Source organism: Pseudomonas putida (assembly GCF_001636055.1).
Taxonomy (GTDB): domain Bacteria; phylum Pseudomonadota; class Gammaproteobacteria; order Pseudomonadales; family Pseudomonadaceae; genus Aquipseudomonas; species Aquipseudomonas machongensis.
Map to the genome: position 1 here is coordinate 4,119,214 of NZ_CP011789.1, position 19,966 is coordinate 4,139,179.

The 19,966-nt window shown below is 62.2% G+C and carries 34 protein-coding genes and 1 tRNA gene; 19 read left to right on the forward strand and 16 right to left on the reverse strand.

Annotated elements, in window-relative coordinates:
- Nucleotides 1-6: 6 nt before the first annotated feature.
- From AB688_RS18370 to AB688_RS18430, 13 genes are all read right to left on the reverse strand, one after another.
- On the reverse strand, nt 7-456 hold the full coding sequence (locus AB688_RS18370) for a lysis system i-spanin subunit Rz (RefSeq protein ID WP_063545430.1): 450 nt from the start codon (nt 454-456) through the stop codon (nt 7-9).
- Nucleotides 453-965, reverse strand: a complete 513-nt coding sequence (locus AB688_RS18375) for a glycoside hydrolase family protein (RefSeq protein ID WP_063545431.1) — start codon at nt 963-965, stop codon at nt 453-455. The genes AB688_RS18370 and AB688_RS18375 overlap by 4 nt, the downstream gene beginning before the upstream one ends.
- On the reverse strand, nt 962-1,207 hold the full coding sequence (locus AB688_RS18380) for a holin (RefSeq protein ID WP_063545432.1): 246 nt from the start codon (nt 1,205-1,207) through the stop codon (nt 962-964). Before AB688_RS18380 ends, AB688_RS18375 begins: the two co-directional genes overlap by 4 nt.
- Before the next feature lie 271 nt (nt 1,208-1,478).
- Complete coding sequence (locus tag AB688_RS18385) at nt 1,479-1,817, reverse strand: hypothetical protein (protein WP_081255283.1); 339 nt, start codon at nt 1,815-1,817, stop codon at nt 1,479-1,481.
- The gene (locus tag AB688_RS18390; RefSeq protein ID WP_063545433.1) at nt 1,798-2,238 is read right to left on the reverse strand and encodes a hypothetical protein; all 441 of its coding nucleotides are present in this window, start codon (nt 2,236-2,238) and stop codon (nt 1,798-1,800) included. The genes AB688_RS18385 and AB688_RS18390 overlap by 20 nt, the downstream gene beginning before the upstream one ends.
- 44 nt (nt 2,239-2,282) lie before the next feature.
- Nucleotides 2,283-2,537 carry a hypothetical protein gene (locus tag AB688_RS18395; protein ID WP_063545434.1) on the reverse strand — a complete coding sequence of 85 codons (255 nt, stop codon included), beginning with the start codon at nt 2,535-2,537 and terminating at the stop codon, nt 2,283-2,285.
- Nucleotides 2,538-2,622: 85 nt separating this feature from the next.
- Nucleotides 2,623-3,066 carry a RusA family crossover junction endodeoxyribonuclease gene (locus AB688_RS18400; protein WP_063545435.1) on the reverse strand — a complete coding sequence of 148 codons (444 nt, stop codon included), beginning with the start codon at nt 3,064-3,066 and terminating at the stop codon, nt 2,623-2,625.
- Nucleotides 3,059-3,247: a hypothetical protein gene (locus tag AB688_RS18405; protein WP_063545436.1), complete on the reverse strand. Its 189-nt coding sequence runs from the start codon at nt 3,245-3,247 to the stop codon at nt 3,059-3,061. The genes AB688_RS18400 and AB688_RS18405 overlap by 8 nt, the downstream gene beginning before the upstream one ends.
- A complete protein-coding gene (locus tag AB688_RS18410; protein ID WP_063545437.1) occupies nt 3,247-3,540 on the reverse strand; it encodes a hypothetical protein in 294 nt (97 codons plus the stop codon). Before AB688_RS18410 ends, AB688_RS18405 begins: the two co-directional genes overlap by 1 nt.
- On the reverse strand, nt 3,533-4,099 hold the full coding sequence (locus AB688_RS18415) for a hypothetical protein (protein ID WP_063546813.1): 567 nt from the start codon (nt 4,097-4,099) through the stop codon (nt 3,533-3,535). The genes AB688_RS18410 and AB688_RS18415 overlap by 8 nt, the downstream gene beginning before the upstream one ends.
- Entirely contained in the window at nt 4,047-5,024 is a 978-nt protein-coding gene (locus tag AB688_RS26895) for a DnaT-like ssDNA-binding domain-containing protein (RefSeq protein WP_155738223.1), read from the reverse strand. The genes AB688_RS18415 and AB688_RS26895 overlap by 53 nt, the downstream gene beginning before the upstream one ends.
- A 2-nt stretch (nt 5,025-5,026) precedes the next feature.
- Entirely contained in the window at nt 5,027-5,338 is a 312-nt protein-coding gene (locus tag AB688_RS18425; protein ID WP_063546815.1) for a CII family transcriptional regulator, read from the reverse strand.
- A 2-nt stretch (nt 5,339-5,340) separates the two neighbouring features.
- Nucleotides 5,341-5,562: a transcriptional regulator gene (locus AB688_RS18430; RefSeq protein WP_063545439.1), complete on the reverse strand. Its 222-nt coding sequence runs from the start codon at nt 5,560-5,562 to the stop codon at nt 5,341-5,343.
- A gap of 99 nt (nt 5,563-5,661) precedes the next feature.
- Between AB688_RS18430 and AB688_RS27230 the strand changes: the two genes are divergently transcribed.
- The 17 genes from AB688_RS27230 to AB688_RS18500 all read left to right on the forward strand — a co-directional run bounded on the left by AB688_RS27230 (nt 5,662) and on the right by AB688_RS18500 (nt 16,255).
- Entirely contained in the window at nt 5,662-6,270 is a 609-nt protein-coding gene (locus AB688_RS27230; protein WP_063545440.1) for a helix-turn-helix domain-containing protein, read from the forward strand.
- Between the two features lie 2 nt (nt 6,271-6,272).
- Complete coding sequence (locus AB688_RS18440; protein ID WP_063545441.1) at nt 6,273-6,746, forward strand: hypothetical protein; 474 nt, start codon at nt 6,273-6,275, stop codon at nt 6,744-6,746.
- Nucleotides 6,747-7,401: 655 nt separating this feature from the next.
- The gene (locus tag AB688_RS18445) at nt 7,402-7,656 is read left to right on the forward strand and encodes a hypothetical protein (protein WP_063545442.1); all 255 of its coding nucleotides are present in this window, start codon (nt 7,402-7,404) and stop codon (nt 7,654-7,656) included.
- Nucleotides 7,653-7,808: a hypothetical protein gene (locus AB688_RS26900; RefSeq protein ID WP_155738224.1), complete on the forward strand. Its 156-nt coding sequence runs from the start codon at nt 7,653-7,655 to the stop codon at nt 7,806-7,808. Before AB688_RS18445 ends, AB688_RS26900 begins: the two co-directional genes overlap by 4 nt.
- Nucleotides 7,798-7,950, forward strand: coding sequence for a hypothetical protein (locus AB688_RS27055; protein WP_196759870.1), 153 nt, complete (start codon nt 7,798-7,800; stop codon nt 7,948-7,950). Before AB688_RS26900 ends, AB688_RS27055 begins: the two co-directional genes overlap by 11 nt.
- Nucleotides 7,947-8,198, forward strand: coding sequence for a DUF551 domain-containing protein (locus AB688_RS27060; protein ID WP_063545443.1), 252 nt, complete (start codon nt 7,947-7,949; stop codon nt 8,196-8,198). The genes AB688_RS27055 and AB688_RS27060 overlap by 4 nt, the downstream gene beginning before the upstream one ends.
- A gap of 124 nt (nt 8,199-8,322) precedes the next feature.
- Nucleotides 8,323-9,084, forward strand: coding sequence for a recombinase RecT (locus AB688_RS18455; protein ID WP_063545444.1), 762 nt, complete (start codon nt 8,323-8,325; stop codon nt 9,082-9,084).
- Nucleotides 9,071-10,717: a YqaJ viral recombinase family protein gene (locus tag AB688_RS18460; protein ID WP_063545445.1), complete on the forward strand. Its 1,647-nt coding sequence runs from the start codon at nt 9,071-9,073 to the stop codon at nt 10,715-10,717. The genes AB688_RS18455 and AB688_RS18460 overlap by 14 nt, the downstream gene beginning before the upstream one ends.
- A 14-nt stretch (nt 10,718-10,731) precedes the next feature.
- Nucleotides 10,732-10,932: a hypothetical protein gene (locus AB688_RS18465; RefSeq protein ID WP_063545446.1), complete on the forward strand. Its 201-nt coding sequence runs from the start codon at nt 10,732-10,734 to the stop codon at nt 10,930-10,932.
- 10 nt (nt 10,933-10,942) lie between these two features.
- Nucleotides 10,943-11,761, forward strand: coding sequence for a hypothetical protein (locus tag AB688_RS18470; RefSeq protein WP_063545447.1), 819 nt, complete (start codon nt 10,943-10,945; stop codon nt 11,759-11,761).
- 66 nt (nt 11,762-11,827) lie between these two features.
- A complete protein-coding gene (locus AB688_RS18475; protein ID WP_063545448.1) occupies nt 11,828-13,630 on the forward strand; it encodes a DNA cytosine methyltransferase in 1,803 nt (600 codons plus the stop codon).
- A complete protein-coding gene (locus AB688_RS18480; RefSeq protein ID WP_063545449.1) occupies nt 13,627-13,944 on the forward strand; it encodes a hypothetical protein in 318 nt (105 codons plus the stop codon). The genes AB688_RS18475 and AB688_RS18480 overlap by 4 nt, the downstream gene beginning before the upstream one ends.
- Nucleotides 13,941-14,099, forward strand: a complete 159-nt coding sequence (locus AB688_RS27065; protein WP_196759871.1) for a hypothetical protein — start codon at nt 13,941-13,943, stop codon at nt 14,097-14,099. The genes AB688_RS18480 and AB688_RS27065 overlap by 4 nt, the downstream gene beginning before the upstream one ends.
- Nucleotides 14,096-14,725, forward strand: coding sequence for a hypothetical protein (locus AB688_RS18485; RefSeq protein WP_063545450.1), 630 nt, complete (start codon nt 14,096-14,098; stop codon nt 14,723-14,725). The genes AB688_RS27065 and AB688_RS18485 overlap by 4 nt, the downstream gene beginning before the upstream one ends.
- Nucleotides 14,722-15,789: a hypothetical protein gene (locus AB688_RS27070; RefSeq protein ID WP_063545451.1), complete on the forward strand. Its 1,068-nt coding sequence runs from the start codon at nt 14,722-14,724 to the stop codon at nt 15,787-15,789. Before AB688_RS18485 ends, AB688_RS27070 begins: the two co-directional genes overlap by 4 nt.
- 10 nt (nt 15,790-15,799) lie before the next feature.
- Nucleotides 15,800-16,000 carry a hypothetical protein gene (locus tag AB688_RS18495; RefSeq protein WP_063545452.1) on the forward strand — a complete coding sequence of 67 codons (201 nt, stop codon included), beginning with the start codon at nt 15,800-15,802 and terminating at the stop codon, nt 15,998-16,000.
- A 9-nt stretch (nt 16,001-16,009) separates the two neighbouring features.
- On the forward strand, nt 16,010-16,255 hold the full coding sequence (locus AB688_RS18500) for a hypothetical protein (RefSeq protein WP_063545453.1): 246 nt from the start codon (nt 16,010-16,012) through the stop codon (nt 16,253-16,255).
- Here the strand turns inward: AB688_RS18500 and AB688_RS18505 are convergent.
- The 3 genes from AB688_RS18505 to sohB form a co-directional block, all read right to left on the reverse strand.
- On the reverse strand, nt 16,252-17,229 hold the full coding sequence (locus AB688_RS18505) for a tyrosine-type recombinase/integrase (RefSeq protein WP_063545454.1): 978 nt from the start codon (nt 17,227-17,229) through the stop codon (nt 16,252-16,254). The two genes, AB688_RS18500 and AB688_RS18505, sit on opposite strands and share 4 nt — an antisense overlap.
- A 139-nt stretch (nt 17,230-17,368) precedes the next feature.
- A tRNA-Cys gene (locus AB688_RS18510) sits at nt 17,369-17,442 on the reverse strand.
- Nucleotides 17,443-17,587: 145 nt separating this feature from the next.
- Nucleotides 17,588-18,613 (reverse strand): protease SohB, encoded by a 1,026-nt coding sequence (gene sohB, locus AB688_RS18515; protein WP_063545455.1) that lies wholly within the window; start codon nt 18,611-18,613, stop codon nt 17,588-17,590.
- 199 nt (nt 18,614-18,812) lie between these two features.
- On the opposite strand from sohB, the gene AB688_RS18520 reads away from it, so the two are divergent.
- The gene (locus AB688_RS18520) at nt 18,813-19,526 is read left to right on the forward strand and encodes a histidine phosphatase family protein (RefSeq protein ID WP_063545456.1); all 714 of its coding nucleotides are present in this window, start codon (nt 18,813-18,815) and stop codon (nt 19,524-19,526) included.
- Nucleotides 19,527-19,579: 53 nt separating this feature from the next.
- On the forward strand, nt 19,580-19,897 hold the full coding sequence (locus AB688_RS18525; protein WP_027920549.1) for an SCP2 sterol-binding domain-containing protein: 318 nt from the start codon (nt 19,580-19,582) through the stop codon (nt 19,895-19,897).
- Nucleotides 19,898-19,966 lie beyond the last annotated feature (69 nt).

Sequence of the window (19,966 nt, forward strand, 5' to 3'; positions counted from 1 at the left end):
TCCCGACTATTTCGACAATGGGCAGGCGGCTTTGACTGTATCGATCAGCGCGTTGAGCTGCCTGATGGCGTCGTCTCCGTCTGGTCCGACGGAGATAATTCGTTCAGCAGCCGCTGGGTCAAGTTCGGCTCGCGCTTCTGGAGCATCCACGCCGGGATTGGCAGGGGCTCGCAGTGCGCAGTTGGTGGCGAGGACTGACAGCCGACGCTTGCCAGAAGCGATATCAACACGAAGGCCTGCATTGATCTTGTTCGCACGCTCTCTCTCCTGGGTGTGCTGGGTGTCGAGCTGGGCCAGCAGTTTGATGGTGTTCTTGCGGCTCTTCTCAGAAGCCACCAATTCTTCGTTTTGGCGCGTTTTCTCTCGAAGCGCAGCCTTGGTATGGTCGAGCGCCCAAAACGCTCCCAGCGAAGCGACAAGAAGCGCAGCGATGATCGCCAGCAGGTACTTGGTCATCGTTGAGCCTCGATGCACTTGGCGTGACGCTCAAGCTGCCTTGTCCAAACCCCAGCACAACGCCTGTTGCCTGGCGTGCTGCAGTCGAAGCCAGCGGCGAAGCGGTACTTGAGCAGGTCGTGGCATGCCTGCGGGTAGTCACGGGCCAGCAGGTCACGGCGCATCGAGCTGGCACGCCAGGTGCCCATGCCGTACTGGCCGACGAAGTCCATGTAGAGATCGAACTCTTCCTGGTGCAACTTCACGCCCGGAAGGCTGGCGGCAAACTCGCGCTCGGCCTGGCTGTTGAGGGCGCGGGCCAGCACTTCGGCGCGCTCGCGGGTGATCGTGTCGCCCATGCGGACGCGGGTGCCGTCTTCCCAGCGTGTCGAGCCATGACCGATGGTGGGCACGTCGCCCTTGGTGGGGATGACGGCCACGTCGGTGAAGCCCTCATGCGCCTGCCATGCTGCGAAGCCTGCAGCGCTCATGGTCAGCAGGGTCACCGCTACCCGCTGCCGGGCGCTCATCGCTTGCACTGCTCGATCAATGCCGCGATCCGGGCATCACTCTCCCGCGACTCGCGCCTGTCCTTGCGGATCTGGAACCAGGTGTTGACGGCGAAGCCCAGGGCAGCCAGGACAACGCCGATGATGCCGATCCAGTTGGCCTGGGACAGGAAACCGGTGAGCCCCGCTCCCGCACCTGCCCACATGCCCTTGGTCGCCACCGAGGCGCCGACTGCTTCTACGATGCCTTCCGGTTTGGACATGGCTGAACTCCCGCTGAAAAAGAAAACCCCGCTCGGTGGCGGGGCATCGATGACACGCAGGGTCGGTGCATGGGGGTGTCGGGTTCCTGACTATTTCGCGAGCCAGTGGTACGCCACCATGCTGATTCCACCAAGCCCCAGCATGACCAGACCAATGCCGTGGGCGATGACTATGTGCCGGTACAAGCGTGTCACGTTGCGGATATAGCGCTGACGTTGATCTGGCGTCATACGGTGGAACACTCGCGGATTGCATCCCATGGTTCTGCCCTCAAGGCTTGAAGTGATAGTCCCACGCCGAGCACATCGGCAGCTTCTCCCGGCCTTCGCCGGTGATCTTGCACCACAGCAGCACCAGGCGTTCGCCCTCGCTGTAACGTGGCTCGGCGCCCTGCCGCCACCCGATCAGGGTTGTGCGGGCAACACCGATCTCGTCCGCTGCACCCTGGATCGAATACCCGGAGCGCAGCACGGCTGTAATCACACGGAACCAGTCGATGCGCTTGGGCCCAGGACGGGACGGCGGCGGCATCACAGGCACGAACGCACGAACCGCCACGGGTGGCGGCTCTGCGAACAGGGCGAGCTGATCAGGCACTGGCGGCTTCATCGTGCTTGCCTGGCTCACCGCCCAGGGCCTCCAGTGCCAGTTCGGCGAAACGCAGGGAGAGCTTGTTGAGCGCCGCCCCGGTTTCGTTCTGCCCTTCGGAAAAAGCGCGGATGGCGTAATCGCTTGCGGTACCAGCAGCAATGGCGCAGGTGCTGGCGGTGGTCAGCTCGATTGATGGGAATGGCTTCGTGGTCATGGCTGCTGCTCCTGGATTGCTTTGGCGATTGGGTTTTTTTTCGAACCAGTCCTCGGGGAGTGCACTTGCCCAGGACCCGGTGAAGAATTCTTCGACATAGGCCCGCTGCAGATCGGCGTGCCACTTCTTGACCCAGGCGGGCGGCTCGGACGAGTCACTTCCGTACATGGCCGTCATGGCGCCTACCTGCTCAGAAGGGCCTTCGACTACGACTTCGAAGCCCATGATCCTGATGCGCAACCGTTGAATGGCTTCAGTGGTAAGGCACTTCACTGGCCACCCCCAAACGCGCACGCGCGCGATGCTGGGTGAACTGGCGCACTCAACCTCCCCATGACTTCGCTCATTTCAGCGATGACCGCCATGAAGCAGCCGCGTGGATCGCGCATGTTGTCGATCTGGAGCGGGTGAATGCTCTGGCGGTAGCCCATCAGGCCCTCGCCTATGACCTGGTCGGCGCAAATGACGATCACGCCGTCTACGCCAACTTCGCGGCAGTGCCACATTGGCTTTGTGCTCACCATGGGAAACCTCCAGTGCGAATCAGGTAATTCACGGCCAGCATGACGATGGTGCCGAGAGCGGCGCCGGCCAGGATGAGGGTGGTGTTCATGCGGCCTCCTGTGGGCGCGGGGTGATCTTCACGTGCACGCCAGGCGTTTCGCCGTAGCGCTTGCGCACGATTGCGTCGACGACCTGGACGTCGTCCCTCCAGACGATGCCGTTGAGGCCGTCGAAGATGGCTTTGACGACGTTGTCCATGTCGGGCTTCTTCGCCGGAAAGATCTCGCCGGCCAGGGCCTGGGCTTTGAACTTCTTGGTTTTCGAGGCCGGGACCGGCAGCACGATGCGCATCTCGACCATGACGGGACACTCGATCGGCGGACGGCCTGCCATGGCGCGATCACCGACAACGGCGATCAGCCCCTCATAGCTGGCGGTCTTCTTGGGCGTGAACATGCGTGCGTGGCCACCGATGGTGCTGACGCGCGGGCGGCCCTTGCCTACGGGATCGCCTGGGACAACGAACTGGACTGGCTGAACGTCATTCATCGCTTTGCACCCCGTTCTTGCCCAGTACCAGGTCGTCGGCCAGTTGGTTAAGGCGCTGATCCTCAGCGCGCTTGAGCTCTTCGTCCTGGCGCTTGCCGATGCAGTGGCGGCAGATGTGCCCTATCAGGCGCCCCAATGGATACCTGTCGCCGCAGCTCACGCAGTTGGTCATCACGGTCATCACTCGGCCTCCCCTGCGATCACCCGATACATGGTTTCCGCGTAGCAGCGCCGGCAGGTGTTCCCCATCATCGCGTCAAGGCGGTGTACCTGACCGCACTCGGCACAGGTCACAGGGGTGCTGGCTGGTCGCTCTGCCCAGGTCCTGAACCCTGCGGCCTGGCGCGCTTTCGAGCACTTGTCATGCTTGCCCTTGTTGCGAGGCGTGCCGCACACGTCGCAGATGACGCTCATGACCCTGACCTGCGGATCTACGCCGCGCGGTGCCCGCGTCTGTGGTTGATACTCACGCATGGCTGTCTCTCCGAATGCCGAGCTTGGCCAGCAGCAGCGCTCTTGCCTGCTGGCCGTCCGTGGGGATGTTCTGTGCCGCGATCAGGTCGCGTGCTTCCTGATGGGAGCGAGCCAGTTGGGCCTTCATGCCGCTGTCGTGCTCGATCCCGCGGTTGATCTTCCCGTCGAGGGGCTGGGCGTTCTCGGCCCGGCGCAGCACGATTGCGTAGTTGCGCTCGAACTGCTGGCGCAGCGGCTTGTCGGTGGACTTGGCCTGGCGCAGCTCGAAGGTTCCGGTTTGCTCGGCGGCGATGCGCACAGCCTCGTGGCTGTACTTGCCGAGCAGGGCTTCGTGCCAGGCGCGGTCGGTATCGGGGAAACCCTGGAGCTTTGTGCACAGGCCACGGAAGACGTTGGCAGCTGGTGGCCACTCGAATTCGGCTGCCCGGTTGACCAGCTCCTGCAGGCCGTTGGCGAGCTGCTGGCCAGTGAGGCCGCCCAGGATCTTGGCCCAGCTGTGGTCCTGGTCAGCTGATACGCCGAAATTCGACGTCCAGCGGTGGCCGTACATCTCCGACATTTTCAGCCACAGCTTGTCCAGCAGCACTTGCGGCAGCTTGTTCTCGCTGCTGTCGCTCAGCGATTGCGGCCCTGACGAGGCCGGGTGCCGAACGATCTTCGCGCTGGTATCCACCGCCTTTCCCAGTAGGTCCTTGACCCCGGGTGCGGTGCTGATTGGCTTCTGCTTTGGCAGGTCCTTGTGATCCATGGGTGTACCCCCCGGCTTGCGCCTGGCGTATGTGGTGTTTCAGGGACTGGGCGAGTTGGTGCTCCCACTGGGCCTGCGACTGCTCCTTGTCGGGGCGTGCGATCCAGTACGAGCGGAATTCGTTGAGGGTGTCTTCGGGGACGGCTTTGGGGATGGCGTTGCGCAGCGCGGTGGCGTTCCAGGTCTTGGCCTGTGGCTGCCAGCCGTCATGCATCGCGAAGTAGCCGCGCGCGGTGAGAGTAGTAGGGCTTTTACCGGATTCCGGAAGTAGGTTGCTGCTCGGCGAGTAATGTGGTTGAAGCTCTGGTTGCTGCTCGTCTTCGGAATTTGTCCGGACGGCGGATTCCGTGGCTTGCGGGGTGCCTTGATCTGGTTGTAGCTCTGGTTGCGCGGTTGGTTGTAGCTCGGTTGTAGCTGTTTTGGACGGAGCATCACTGCGAGCGTGCGGGAACTGGTACACCATGACGCCCAGGGTCACCAGCAACCCCAGCTTTTCCAGCCTGCGCATGGCTGATCGGTATGTCTCGCGGGTGATCGGCTTTTGCTTTGGGCGGCCTGGAATGGGGTCAACGGTGAACCCCTCGCGCAGCACCAACTCATTCAGCAGGGTCTTGCGCCCTGCTATGCCCGTCGAGAAGTCCATACGGCGCTTGAGGGCACAGTATAACTTGAGCAGCTCTGCAGGCTCACCGGCCAGCAGATCCCACTCGGATTGATCAAGACGGATGGCAATCATGGTCAGTCCCAGCCCAGCGGGCCAGGCCGCTTGCGTTCGGCCTTCAACCCGATCCGCGCCATGGTTTCCAGGGCGGACAGGTAATCGGCAGTGACGACAACGGCGGTCTGCGGCACAACGCGCAGGCCCAGCAGCGTCAGGACCTGGGCCCAGCGCTGGTACTCACCGTCGTTCCAGCGCGACACGGTCGATTCGCTGCAACCGGTTTCCAGGGCAATGGCCTTTTGGCTGGTGCGTGCAAGCCGCTGCAAGATCAGCGTCTCGATCTCGCGGGCTATGTCAGCCGGGTCGGCGTCTAATTCAGTCGTCGACATGATCAGGCCGCCGCCCCGTTCCACGGGAACGCAGGACACAGGTCTTCACGCTTCACCTGACCTTCCGTCAGGTTGTCGATCTGGATGGCGCGAGCTGGTGGGATCGGGCGAACGCCAGAGCACCACTGGTTCACGGTTGGTGGGCGGACATCAAGCAGCTTGGCCATTTTGGCCTTGTTGCCCAGGATGCCGGCTGCCTTGGTGGCGGCCTCTGCAGGGGTCATGGCGAGGGTTCTCCGTTGAGTGACGGAGAAAAAATAAGGCATTGGCTAATTTAAAGCAAGCCATTGCCTACTCATAGGATCAGAGAGCCTAATTAGGCAATGCTTACAGGTAAAGAATTGGGTGAAGCGATCGAGGCAGCTCGCATCGCTAAAGGCGTTTCGAAAAAGAAACTCGCGGATGACTTCGGCGTGGCGCCTCCGTCTGTCCAGGGCTGGGTGAAATACGGGCGTATTGATAAGGGAAAGCTGTTTCAGCTGATTGAGTACTTCAAGGACGATGTGAAGCCTACGCACTGGGGAATCAGTGCTGACCAGGCCAAGCTGGTATCCGGCGGGGATTCATGGGTGATGCCCATCCTTGCGGAAACCAAAGTGATAGCAGGTGGTGCCGCACGGAGCTTTCGCATCAAGGAAGCCGGCGGAATGAATGCGCTCATCAAGGACATTGTCACGAAGGCAAGCTTCACTGCAGTCCTCAAAGGGGTTGCCGACGAGTTACCGGGGCTGGACCGCGATTCTGCTGCCGAGCTGGCGGAAACCTTCATGGGCTTTCAGCAACACCCGGAGAAAGTCTTGACCCTGTTTGTCGCCATCGCCGAGGCCGCGTCAGTCGGCGCGCTGGATACCGATGAACTGGACGCCTTCATCACGCTGATTCGCAAGCGCAGGAATGAGAAAGTCCACGGAAGCGTTCCAGCAAAGGGGTAGGTATGGGGATCTTCACAAGGATGTTTCATGCATGGGCTCTGAAGACTCAACGCAAAGAGATGAGTGCGTTTGTGGATCAGTTGGCGGGCATGGACGGCAAGGAGATTGGTTTCTTGGTTGCCGTGGCGACACATCAGAGAAACGTCCTCGAGGAGGACGGCTTCCGGCTCATGGACCCTCTAGTGGACTATCCAATGAACCCAACCGTAGCCCTGCGTCTTGGCGGGATTATCAGGGAGTATCAAAAAGCGAAGCAGCCAAGCGATGCTGCCGGAACCATGATTTGGCTTCACACCATGAGGGTTGGAGGTCGCCATGAGTTACGCCCATTGGCCAGAGAAATGTGGCGCCAGCTTAGTCGTGGATTCCCCTACGTCGAAGAATCGGCTTTCGAAATCATGCGGCTTACGCTCAAGCTGCCGAAAACGTCTGGATATGACCGGTTCCCAGCTGGATTGACTCCAGACCCACTTTAGCGGACACCTCTCTCTACCTGAATCAGCCCGCCCCGAGCGGGCTTTTTTGTGTCTGCACGAAAAAAGTTAGGCATTACCTATTTACAACGATTAGGCATTGGCTTACTTTTGCCACATCCGGACCAGCACACCGCCCCGGATGGCAGCGAGCCGGAGCCGATCCGGTACAGGGGAAGCCTCACCCCGGGTGCGCAGCGTCGAGCACCGCATAAACGAGAGCCGACAGCATGCAGAGCGTGGTCGGCTGTTGGGCCTCAAGGGCCCCCGAACAAGGAATCGCCCAGTCCACCGTGGCGTGTAACGGAGACCAGCAAGAGAGGATCTAGCGCAAGCCATACAGAAAGTGCCGGTTCGATTCCGGCTCGTTGGCCGAGGCTTGGTAGGAAGTGATGCGGTTCGATTCCGTGAAAGGGGCTTGGAGTCCAAAAGGCCCGTGGTGGCGCACGCTAAAACGCCCCTATGCCCTGCCCCGCAGGCTGCATCGGAGTGTGATCTGAATGCGCAGGCTGATGCGCAGCGATGCAGGCTCATAAGCGCGGCGCCGGCGGGCGAAAGCTGACCGGCTCGGTAGAACCTGACACTTCTCACGCAAGCCGGAGATCAGCACCGGCCAGATCACACCCCGATGCATCCCGCCTAAATCGAGGTAACCACCATGTTCAATCCAACCGCGCAGAAGGTGTTCGACGAGAACATCGAGCGAGCGCTTGCTGTGCCACCGGGTGAGCTGGTGGCGGCTTCCGAAACTGAACTGAGCTACGTGGCCGGCATGGCCGCGTATGCCTTGGCCTGCGGCGATATCACTGCCGAGCAGCGCGACCTGATCACCATGCGCATCGACATGGCCCGCTTTCGCTTGCTCGCTCAAGCGTGCCGCACCCATCGACTCGCCTTGGCTGCACTGCCATGAGCGCCTACGACCGTTGGCTCGACCCGCCCGACCTGGACGACGAGCCAGAACCCATGGAAGACGATGCCGAGCCGGACGACGTGCTGTTCGAGGCCGGCGATTGGCGCTCCGATGAGCGCGACATTCTCTTGGAGCGCCGTTATGCCCAGTAAATGCGCGGCGGTGATCGCCGCCACCCTCCCCGACCTGATCAAGGCCCTGCGTTCGCAGGGTCTTTTGTTTCCAGCTTCCGAGCCCGGCCTGCTGCACCGCATCGAGGTGCGCAAGAACATGCTCGTTGTGAGGTTTCCATGAGCGGCTGGCGATCAATCGAAACCGCTCCGCGCGACGGCACAGAAATCATCTTGCGCAAAGGCGACCGTGTGACAGCCGGTGCCTGGATTGAGTGGGTCAAGTCCGAGTCGCATTTCCACGGCACCACGGGCGTTTACCTCGGGGAAACCGAGATCGACTCGGGCGGCAATTGGCATTCGTGGGATGGCGGCTTCTGCGATGACGACGAGCCGACGCACTGGCAACCGCTTCCGGCGCCGCCTCAATGACCGCCGCCCAACGTCGACGCCGCCACATGATCTGGCGCGGCGCCCCTCAATCCCTCCTTGGCTGGGCCGGCTGGCTGACGCTGGTTGCCCTGGCTGATCTCATTACCCGAACAGGACCAACACAATGAGCGATCTTGCGATCAAGCCCACGTTCAGCCTTGCCCCACAGAACATCGATGAAGCCCTCAAGTTCGCGGACTTCCTCGCAGCCTCCGACATTGTCCCCAAGGACTTCCAGCGCAAGCCAGCCAACATCCTGGTTGCCGTGCAGTGGGGCATGGAGTTGGGCCTGCAGCCAATGCAAGCCATGCAGAGCATCGCCGTCATCAACGGGCGGCCAGCGCTGTGGGGTGATGCAGTAATCGCCCTGGTGCGCAGCTCGCCCCTTTGTGAGTACGTCGTCGAGACGGACGACGGCGAGACCGCTACCTGCCGCGTTAAGCGCCGTGGTGAGGAAGAGCAGGTGCGCACGTTCAGCATGACCGACGCGAAAGCGGCCGGCCTGGCTGGTAAGCAAGGGCCCTGGAGCCAGTACCCCAAGCGGATGCGCCAGATGCGCGCCCGAGCGTTCGCCCTGCGCGACCTGTTCCCCGACGTGCTGCGCGGCATGGCTGTCGCCGAGGAAGTCCAGGACATTCCCACCGAGCGCGAGCTGAACCAGGCCCACGTGCGCAGAGCGGAAGAACCGAAGCAGTTGCCCCCCTACCCCGACAGCAAGCTGGACGAGAACGCCGAGAAGTGGCGATCGATGATCGGCCTCGGACGCACCAGCCCTGAACACCTGCTGGCCAACCTGACCAGCAAGTACACCGTCACCCCTGAGCAGGTCGAGCGCATCAATGCCTTGGCCCCTATTGATGGAGAGTCCGCCGATGCAAGTGCATAACGTCCAACAGGGAACGCCCGAGTGGCACGCCCTGCGCGCCAGCTACTTCACCGCTTCGGAGGCGCCCGCGATGATGGGCGCCTCGAAGTACCAGACCCGCAACGACCTGCTGGCCATGAAGAAGACCGGCATCGTGCCGGAGGTTACCCCGCAGCAGCAGGCGGTGTTCGACCGTGGCCACGCCACCGAAGAGCTGGCCCGCCCCCTGGTCGAGGAAATGCTCGGCGAAGAGCTGTACCCAATCGTCGGCACCAGCGGCAACCTGCTGGCCTCGATGGACGGGGCCACGATGCTCGGCGACACGCTGTTCGAGCACAAGCTGTGGAACCAGAAAGTTGTGGCGATGATTCGAGCTGGTGATCTTGATCCGCACTACTACTGGCAGCTCGAGCAGCAGCTGCTGGTCAGTGGCGCCGAGCGAGTGATCTTCGTGTGCTCGGACGGCACCAGCGACAACTTCGAACACCTGGAGTACCGGCCAGTCGCCGGTCGTCGCGAGCAACTGATCGCAGGCTGGGCCCAGTTCGAGGAAGACTTGGGCAACTTCGAGGTAAAGGAAGCCAAGGTCGAAACCATTGGCTCGGCCCCTGATCAATTGCCGGCACTGCGCATCGACGTTACCGGCATGGTCACCGCAAGCAACCTGGACGCGTTCAAGGCCCATGCCCTGGGCGTGATTGCCAACATCAATACCGAGCTGTCGACCGACAAAGACTTCGCCGACGCCGATGCCACCGTGAAGTGGTGCGGCGAGGTCGAGGACAAGCTCAAGGCCGCGAAAGAGCACGCACTCAGCCAGACCGAGAGCATCGACGTGCTGTTCAAGGCGATCGACGATATCGCCGCCGAGACGCGCCGCAAGCGACTGGAGCTGGAAAAGCTGGTCAAGGCCCGCAAGGAAAACATCCGCACCGAGATCGTGATGGATGCGGCCAAGGCGCTGCAGGTCCACATCGACCAGATCGACGCCACGCTGGGTGGCCGCATCCGCATGCCGAAGGTGCTGGCCAACTTCGCCGAAGCCATCAAGGGCAAGAAGCAGGTCAGCAGCCTCAAGGAAGCCGCCGAGGCGGAGCTGGCCCGGGCGAAGATCGAAGCCAGCCGCATCGGTGACCTGATCCGCCTGAACATTGCCAGCCTCAACGAGTTGGCCCGCCAACACGGCTTCTTGTTCCAGGACGCCCAAGAGCTGGTGATGAAGGCCAACGACGATCTGGTGCCGCTGATCAAGATGCGGATCAACGACTACGAGCAGGCCGAGCAGCAGAAGCGCGACGACCAGGCACGCCAGCAAGAGGAAGAGCAGGCCCGCCAGGCTCAGCAACAGCCCGTGCAGCAGGTTCAAGAGCCGGTCCAGCAGCCAGTCAACCAGATCAACAGCCCCGAGCCGGTGGCAGCCGTCACGACCTCTGAGACGAAAGCACCGGCAGACGACGGCCAGCGCATCAAGCTGGGCGATATCAGCAACCGCCTGGGCTTCACGCTGACCGCTGACTTCCTGGCTTCGCTGGGCTTCGAGGCGGTTGCACAAGAGCGCTCGGCCAAGCTGTACCGCGCCAGTGACTTCCTGCGCATCTGCGCCGAGCTGATCAATCACATCGAGGCTGTAGCGAGCCAGCGCAACGCAGCCTGACCGAGGTAACCAACATGGCCAGCAGCACCGTGGAAGAACTGTACGACCGAATCGAGGAATTCCAGGCCCTGCTGGCCGCTGCCGAGCTTCACGCCAGCGGCGCCTGGGAAGAAGAGTTCGTCGAAAACATGCGGGCCGCCTTCAAGCGCCATGGCCCGCGCACCCTTCTGAGCGTTCACCAGCAGAAAAAGCTGGAAGAGATCGCCAAGTACTGAGGAAAACTGCATGAAACTTGAGCACCGCGACATCATTGCACGCGCACAACTGCATGGCTGCCTGCCTTCGGAGATTGCAGGCGAGCTGTTGGAGCACGACCTGGTCAACCTGGTGATCGACCAGATCCCGAACTTCCGCGACTGGAGCGAAAACACCCAGCAGCTGACCATCGAGCGCGTGACCCTCGGCGTTAAAGACTCGGTGCACGTGGCGATCCGCACCATCGCAGCAAATGGCGTGGTTACCATTCCGGTGGACATCAAACGTGTGCAGGTCGATGCGAAGCACATGACCGTGACGGCAACCGTTGACGGCAAGGACCCGAAGAAACACGACCTTGTCGACCACGCAGGCCACCTGTGCCTGCTGGTGATGGCTCCGGACAGCTACGACGAAGGGCTTGATGCGATCGTTCCTGACCGCGACCAGAAAGAGTTCCCGCTGCACTCCAGCGACCTGACCGGCAATTTGTTCAGCGGGAGAATCCATGAGGGAGCCGAATCCTCTGGTCAGGAACACCCGCTTGGCACCGCCGAAGAACTGGCGCAGCGCACCGGCAATGCTGAAAGCAGCGCACAAGTGCACGAAAGCAAGGAGTTCGGCGACTACGCCTACGAAGACGCCCGCGTGCTGATCGTCGCCAAGGCCAACGGCAAGCCATTCAAGGCGCACTGGGTGCAGAGCCGACTGGCGATCGGCACGGATCAGGCGACCACCCTGCTCTTGCGCCTGCTCGATGACCAGGTGATCGCCGTCGACAAGGAAGGCGAGTCGGCGCTGGACCACAGCTACAAGGTGATCGCCACCCTTGATGAAGTCGTGGTCTGACACATCCCGATGAACCGCAGGCGCCGCAAGGCGCCTTTTTCATGCCATCGATTCAAGGACGGCAGCATGCTGATCAAGAAAAAACTGACTCACTTCCACTTCTGCTGCGGCCTGGGCGGTGGCGCCAAGGGTTTCAACAAGGCCAAGCCCATCGTCGGCAACATGCAGGGGGAATGGGAATGCCTGGGAGGTGTCGACGTTGACCCGGCCGGCCTGGCCGACTTCAAGCGCCTGTCGGGCGTCGACGGCACGTTGATCGATCTGTTCACCCGCGACCAGTACACACGCTTTCACGGCAGGGAGCCGGCAGCCGGCTGGACTGAGGCTGGCCCCGACGATATCCGCCGCGCTGCGCAGTACCGGCGCCCCGACGCCGTATTCATCAGCTCCCCCTGCAAGGGCGCCAGCGGCCTGCTGTCGGAGAAGATGAGCCTGACTCCGAAGTACCAGGCCCTGAACGAGCTCACCTTGCGCTGCATCTGGCTGATGGGTGAGGCCTGGCGCGATGACCCGGTGCCGCTGCTGGTGTTCGAAAACGTGCCGCGCCTGGCCAGCCGTGGCCGGCACCTGCTGGACCAGATTGGCGCCCTGCTCAGCCACTTCGGCTACGCGGTTGCCGAAACCACCCACGATTGCGGCGTCATCGGCGGCCTGGCCCAGAGCCGCAAGCGCTTCTTGCTGGTAGCCCGCCACGTCGAGAAGGTGCCGCCGTTCCTGTACGAGCCGGAGAAGAAGAGTCTGCGCGCCGTGGGCGACATCCTCGGCCGCATGCCGCTGGCCGGCGATATTGAACAGGCCGGTCCAATGCACCGTGTGCCCGCCCTGCAATGGAAGACCTGGGTCCGCCTGGCCCTGGTCGAGGCCGGTAAGGACTGGCGCAGCCTGAATGATCTGGCGATCGAGGATGGCTACCTTCGCGACCTGATCATCGTCCCCGAATTCCGTGATGGGTTCTTGGGCGTGAACGATTGGTCAGAGACTGCACGGACCGTGGCAGCACGGAGCGGGCCAACAAATGGCAAGTTCTCGGTCGCCGATCCGCGCGCCAAGGCCGGAGCACTACAGTATCAGCAATACGGCGTGCGCCGCTGGCAGGACACAAGCGGCGCGGTGATTGGCGTCAAGAGCCCAGGGCAAGGCACGTTCAGTGTTGCTGACCCTCGCCGCGGCGGTGAAGGCTTCGGCAAATACCAGGTCACGCCCTTCGGCGGGACAGCAAACACCGTGATTGCTGGCAGCACCACAGGCCAAGGTGCCTTTGCCGTCCAGGACCCTCGCTATCACAACTGGCATCCAGGCGCGTCGAGCCGAAAGCTCAACGTGGTCGCCATGAACCAGACCGCTGGCACCGTGACCGGGTCGCAGCAGGTGGCCAGCGGTGCACTGTCGATCGCAGACCCGCGCCCGGGCATGCGCCGCAGCAAGGGTGATGCCTACCTGACTGGCGGCCACTATGGGGTTGTTCCCTGGAATGGCCAGGCCGGCGCCGTTTCCGCCAGCGCCATGCACGACAACGGGCGCTGGAGCGTTGCCGATCCCCGGCTGCCAGAGGCCAACGACCGACTTACCTGCGTGATCGAATCACTCGACGGCACCTGGCACCGCCCATTCACCACGCTGGAGCTGGCTGCGCTGCAAAGCCTGGTCGAGCCGGAAGAACAGTTGGAACTCGACGGGCTGAGTGATCAGGCCTGGCGCGAGCGCATTGGTAACGCAGTGCCGCCGGCCGCGGCGGAAGCCATCGCCCATGTTATGGGCACCACCCTGCTCCTGGCCGCCCAGGGCGAAACCTTCATGCTCAGCAGCATGCCAATCTGGGTTCGCCCGGTTGCGGTGGGCCTGAGCGTTTCTCATCGGGAGAGCGTATGAACCCAACCGCCCAGGCGGCCCTTGACCGGGCCCGCCACCCTACCCCTGCGCCTGTGTTTTCCACCATGACGGCGCCGAAGCCCGACAAACCCCTGCCGATGCCGGTGCCCACCGGCGTCATCAACCACTTCATGCGTATCCAGGCCCGGGAGGATGCCCGCGACATGGTGGCATCGCTCAAGGCCAAGCTGAACGACACCAACGGCGTGGCCCAGGTCATCGAGGTGCTCAAGCGTGCCGCCACCGGAAGGCCCGGGAGCGTGGTGCAGGGCTATCTCGATGTGATCCAGCTGCTGCAGGCGCACGGGCAATGACCGCCCTGCGCCGCAAGACCGAGCACCGCGGCCACCCCATGAAGCCCATCGACTGCCGCGTCATCTGCGAGATCTGCGAGAAGCCGCGCAACCGGGGCAACCACACAAAATGCAGCGCCGAACGCCAGAGGCGGGCGCAGGAGAACGCATCATGAGCAACACAGAGATGGTCAGCGCGCCTTTTCATCGCGAAGGCCGGTACATCGTTATCAAGCTCAGCGACTTGGCCAAGGTTCCGCCCGCAGTCGGCAGGCCGTTTACCGAGCAGCTGACTGCCATTCAGCGCCGCCTTCCTGAGCGCGAGTGTCTAGTGATCGAAAGCGACTGGCCAGAATACGGCCCAGCCTGGGCTGCCATCGAAGCGCGGGTTACCGGCGAGCCAGCCCAACACCATGGCGAGCCGGTGGCGCTGCCTGATCGAAAGCTGCATGTGCATCAAGGCTTATCGCACACGGATGCCAAGGCAGACGGCTGGAATGCCTGCCTCGACGAAATCGCCAAGCTGGGTCTGCTCTATGCCCACTCCGATCCTGATGAGGTTGAGCGGCTGCGCGCGAGCGAAGACAAGTGGTATCAGGATTCCGTAAATCTAACCGTCGAGCGTGATGCCCTGCGCGCCCAGCTGGCCGAGCGGGATGCGCTGCTTATTGAGTCGCACGACTTACTGAACAGCGGACACCTGGCCGCCGCGAGCACATACGCAAGGCAGCGCGCGTACAGCCTTATCGACAAGATCAAGGCTGTCACATCCGCCAACGCAGAGCCAGAGGTCAAGCCATGAGCCAGAAAATCAAGCCAGGACATGTACTGGTTGAAGTAGTCCAAGGGGTTGAGGGTCCGTCGTTGAGCATCGGCGATAACGATACGGGTGAGCGGGTGGCCGGGCCGAAGCCTTGGGGCGGCGGGCGCACAATTCACAGCTTCCAGGTTGCTGCGAAGGACCTGGTCCGGCTGGCAAAAGAGTACGCCAGCGCAGAGCCGAGCGCGCCGGATCTCTTCCAGCAGCGGGTCCAGCCATGGCTGATGGAGTGCTTCGGCGCGATGATTGCTGGCGACCGAGAGGAACGTAACCACCGATTCCTCGAAGAAGCCCTAGAGCTGGTCCAGTCGCTAGGTTGCAGCGCTGACGAGGCGCATCAGTTGGTCGAGTACGTGTACGGCCGCCCGGTGGGCGATCCTTCCCAGGAGGTCGGCGGCGTCATGGTCACCCTGGCCGCTCTGTGCCTGGCCAACGACTTGGATATGCACCAGTTGGCCGATACCGAGCTTGCCCGCGTGTGGACGAAGGTCGATCAGATCCGCGAAAAGCAAAAGAGCAAGCCGCAGGTTGGGCCGCTTCCTGGCGTGTATCCAGGCCGGGAAGCGGCCGCGCCGGTTGAGCGCGATGAGCGTCCCGCGTTTGAGTCGTGGTGCGCAGTCATCGGATACACCCTCAAGACTTCCGAGCACGGCAATGGCTTCAAGCCCGGCTATGGCTCGGAACTGTTCTCAGCCTGGCAAGCCCGCGCCGCCCTGGAGCGCAAGTCGTCCGACGACATTCCCGACTTCACACCCGGCAACGGCAACAAGGCAGAACGCCGGGCCACCGCATTGCTTGCTCAACTGCAGTCCGACCTTACGGCGCGGGATGAGCGCATCGACCGGTTCGAGCAGGCGCTGATCAAGATTCACAAGAACCTTGGCGGGACTCTTGAGCAGTACGGATACCGGGAAGAAGTTGAGGCGCTGCTGTGGCCAGACCTGAACAGCCGTCCGGAAGAGCGCGGCACACCGGAAACCGAACCCTGCTCCGGCTGCGGCACTCCGGGTTGGAAAGGTGCCTGCAACAAGTGCATCCCCTACTGAGGTCACGACCATGAAAGCACGAACCATCCTCGTCTGCCTGGTCGCCGCCCTGGCCCTGGGCTTCTACATCGGCGCTGTCTCCGGCGCGTTCGCCGTCACCGGGGCCGAGCAGCACATCAACCCGCCGCCAGCCGGCGACCAGTTCGACGAAGGGCCGGTGCTGGTGCGACTGCCCGGCGCCAGCACAACCGCTACCCGGTTCATCTTTTGAGGGGGTCACATGGAACAAGAGGTCATCCACATCCCCGAGCTGGCGAAGATGCTCGGACGCACCGAGTCATCGATACGCAGCGCACGGCAAGACGATGCCAGTTGGTTGCCGCCGTTCTTCAAGCAAGGCAAGCGACTGTGCTGGCGAGTCTCCACGGTGCGCAAGTTCCTGGAAGAGTACGAGCAAGGCATGCATGCACCGGCCAAGCCTGGGCGGAAGCGCAACGCGCCGCCAACACTGGCCAGCGTCCGCTAGCCGAGCTTGTCGGCCAGTGTGTCAGGGCACAGATGCGTGTAGCGCTTGAGCATGCTCATGGTCTTGTGGCCGGTAATGCTGGCCACTTCCATGATCGACAGACCCTTCTCGAAAAGCCTGGACGTTCCTTCATGCCGGAGGTCATGGAAGTGCAGGTCTTTCACCATAGCCGCCTTGCAAGCCCGGTTGAAATACTGGCTCACCGAGTGCGGCGCAAGCGAGAACACCTTGCCATCCAGGCGCGCGGGCAGTCCGTCAAGCAGTGCTCTTGCCCGCGAGGACAGGGGCACCGTGCGACGGGTGCCGTTCTTGGTGTCTTCAAGCAGCACGTGCTTTGGCTTCACATTCTCGCGACGAAGCCCAAGCAGTTCGCTACGGCGCATGGCCGTCTCAACAGCAAGCTGAATGATCGCCGGCATCTCGGCGTGAATCTCCCCCGCCTTCTCGATCACACCGGCCAGTTCGAAACTGAGTGGCCGGCGATCGCGCTCCTTTGCCCCCTTGGGCATGCGCAGTTTCATCACCGGGTTGCTCAGCCCCTCAATACCCCAGTCCTTGATCGCCACCGTGAACAGGTGGCTTATGATCGCCAGGTCGAGACGGACCGTGGCCGTGGACTTCCCCGCCTTGAGCTCTTCATCCCTGTATGCAGCAAAGTCACTTGATCGCAATGCAGCCAACCCCTTGCTGGCAAGCGGGTGTTTCTTCCACTTGTTGATTCGGGTCTGCTCCTGCTTTGCGCCCTTCTTCGACGAACTGATCTCGCGGGCGTAGCGGTCCAGGGCTTCGGCCATGGTCGTGCGTTCAGCTTCGCGCATGTCGACGAAGCGGGCTCGCGACATATCGCCTTCGATTTCCGCCGCCCAGCGCTGGGCCTCGGCCTTGGTGTCGAAGGTCGCAGATAGCGATGGGTATCCTTTGCGGCGGATCTTCGCCCGCCATGCGCCGCCTGGGCGCTGCTCATATGTGGCCATGCTGCGGATTTTGCCGACCGTTTGTCGGTCACGCAATTCGCTTCGGTGTCCCAAATTTGTCCCAAATACAGAGGCCGGGGACAATCCGCAGGCATTAAAAAAGCCCCGCAAACTCAATGTCTGCGGGGCTTTCGAATGGTGGAGGCCGAGGTCGGAATCGAACCGGCGTAGACGGATTTGCAATCCGGAGCATAACCACTTTGCTACTCGGCCTCAAAGTTCGGAGTCAGCTTTCGCTATCTCCTTGAAACCGCTCAGCTTTTTCAAGTGAGCTGCGTTTCGATGGACGCCATTATGTCGGCATTCCCCTCACCTTGCAACCCCCCTGAAGAAAAAAATCTTCAAGGGGTTCAAGGTGTTAGCGCAAGCGGCCAAGCCTGCTCCAAAGCCCTACCAAGGTGTTCTCCACGGCACCGCTGGCGGCCACGCCGATGCGCTCCTGCAGGGATTTACGCTCGGCGTAGCGGACGTGGAACAGGTTGGCGTCGTGGGCGCGGTTGCTGAGGTATTCGTCGCTGGTGCGCAGCTCGTCGACCAGCTTGCGGTTGAGTGCGGCAACACCCAGCCACACTTCGCCGGTGGCGACCTCATCGATGTGCAGCTGTGGGCGGTAGCGGGCGACGAAGTCCTTGAACAGTTGGTGAGTGATATCCAGGTCTTCCTGGAATTTCTCCCGGCCCTTCTCGGTGTTCTCGCCAAACACGGTGACGGTGCGCTTGTATTCGCCGGCCGTGAAGACCTCGAAGTCGACATCGTGCTTTTTCAGCAGGCGATTGACGTTGGGCAACTGCGCGACGACGCCGATCGAGCCAAGTACGGCGAACGGCGCACTGACGATCTTCTCGCCGATACAGGCCATCATGTAGCCGCCGCTGGCCGCGACCTTGTCGATGCACACGGTCAGCGGAATGCCGGCCTGGCGGATACGCGCCAGCTGCGAGGCAGCCAGGCCGTAGCTGTGCACCAGCCCGCCACCGCTCTCGAGGCGCAGCACCACTTCGTCACGTGGGGTGGCGAGGGTGAGCAGCGCAGTGATTTCGTTGCGCAGGCTCTCGGTGGCGGAGGCCTTGATGTCGCCGTCGAAGTCCAGCACGAAGACCCGGCCCTTCTCCTCGGGTTTGGCCTTGCCTTTCTTCTTCTGTTTTTCCGTCTTGGCCTGCTGCTTGCGCAGGGCCTTGAGCTCGGCCTTGTCGAGCAGGCCAGCTTCCAGGCGCTCGCGCAGCTCCTTGTAGAAGGTGTTGAGGCGAGTGACCTGCAATTGCCCGCCGGGCTTGCGTCGACCCTTGCCACGCAGGTTGGCGATACCCGAAAGGATGACCAGGATGGCGATCACCACAGTGGCGGTTTTGGCGAGAAAGCTTGCGTATTCGGCAAGAAACTCCACATTGACTCCTTAATAAACCTGCGCCTGCACGACGCGAAACTGATGCAAGCATACCGGTGCGCCTGGGCTGCCGCCAGCATGGGAAAATGCTGGCAACACAGTTCAAACAACCTTTTCAAACGCTTGTATGTTTTTTCATTGACAGCCTCTCTGGCGCATCCTAACCTCGCAGCAACCTCCATCCCGGCCGGACATTCCAGTGGGCAACATCTACCTGATCCGACATGGCCAAGCCTCCTTCGGCGCCGACGACTACGATGTCCTGTCGCCGCTGGGTGTGCGCCAGAGTCAGGCGTTGGGTGAGCACCTGGCTCAACTGGACCTGCACCTGGATCGCTGCGTGGCCGGCGACCTGCGGCGCCAGCAGGACACCGCACGGCTGACGCTCGACGCAATGGCCGCTATCGGCTGCGCAATCCCGGCCATAGAGACCGACGCAGCCTTCAATGAGTTCGATGCCGACGGCGTGATCCGCGCCCTGCTCCCTGCCCTGCTGCCAGACGAGCCCGAGGCGCTGCACGTGCTGCGCAATGCTGCGCAGAATCGCAGTGAGTTCCAGCGTCTGTTCGCGCTGATGGTGCAGCGCTGGCATGACGGCGAGCACGAGGCTCACGATGGCCTGGAGACCTGGGCCGCGTTCACAGCGCGCGTTGGTGCCGGCCTGCAACGCGTCCTGGCACAAGCCTCAAGCCGTGACAACATTGCCATCTTCACCTCCGGTGGCAGCATCGCCGCCCTGCTCCACCTGGTCACCGGAATCACCCCAGCCCAGGCGTTCGCGCTGAACTGGCAGATCATCAACACGTCGCTCAGCCACCTGAAGTTCCGTGGCCGCGATGTGGCATTGACCTCCTTCAACAGCCAGGCCCACGTGCAGCTGTTGCGGATGCCGGAGCTTCTCACCTATCGATGAGCCCGGCCTGTTGTGCCCCGTGCACGCGACTTTCACCCAACAAGGAATACACCATGAGCGACGTAGCTAAAGCAGTCGAAGCGATGAAAGCCAAGTTCAACCCTGCCGCCGCCGCCGGCCTGGACCTGGTGTTCGGCTTCAACATCACCGACGAAGACAAGCACTACGCCCTGCTCGTCAAGGACGGCACCTGCGAGATCCAGGAAGGCGAGAACCCTGACGCCAACTGCACCCTGGTTCTGGACAGCGAAACCCTCAAAGGCATCGTCAGTGGCGAGACCGATGGCATGCAGGCCTTCATGGGCGGCAAGCTGCGCGTCGAAGGCGACATGATGCTGTCGATGAAGCTGAGCGAGCTGTTCCCGTCCTGAGTGATGCGAACACGCGCATGAAGAAAACCGAGGCCTGACAGGCTTCGGTTTTTTTTTGCCCGCAGCCTG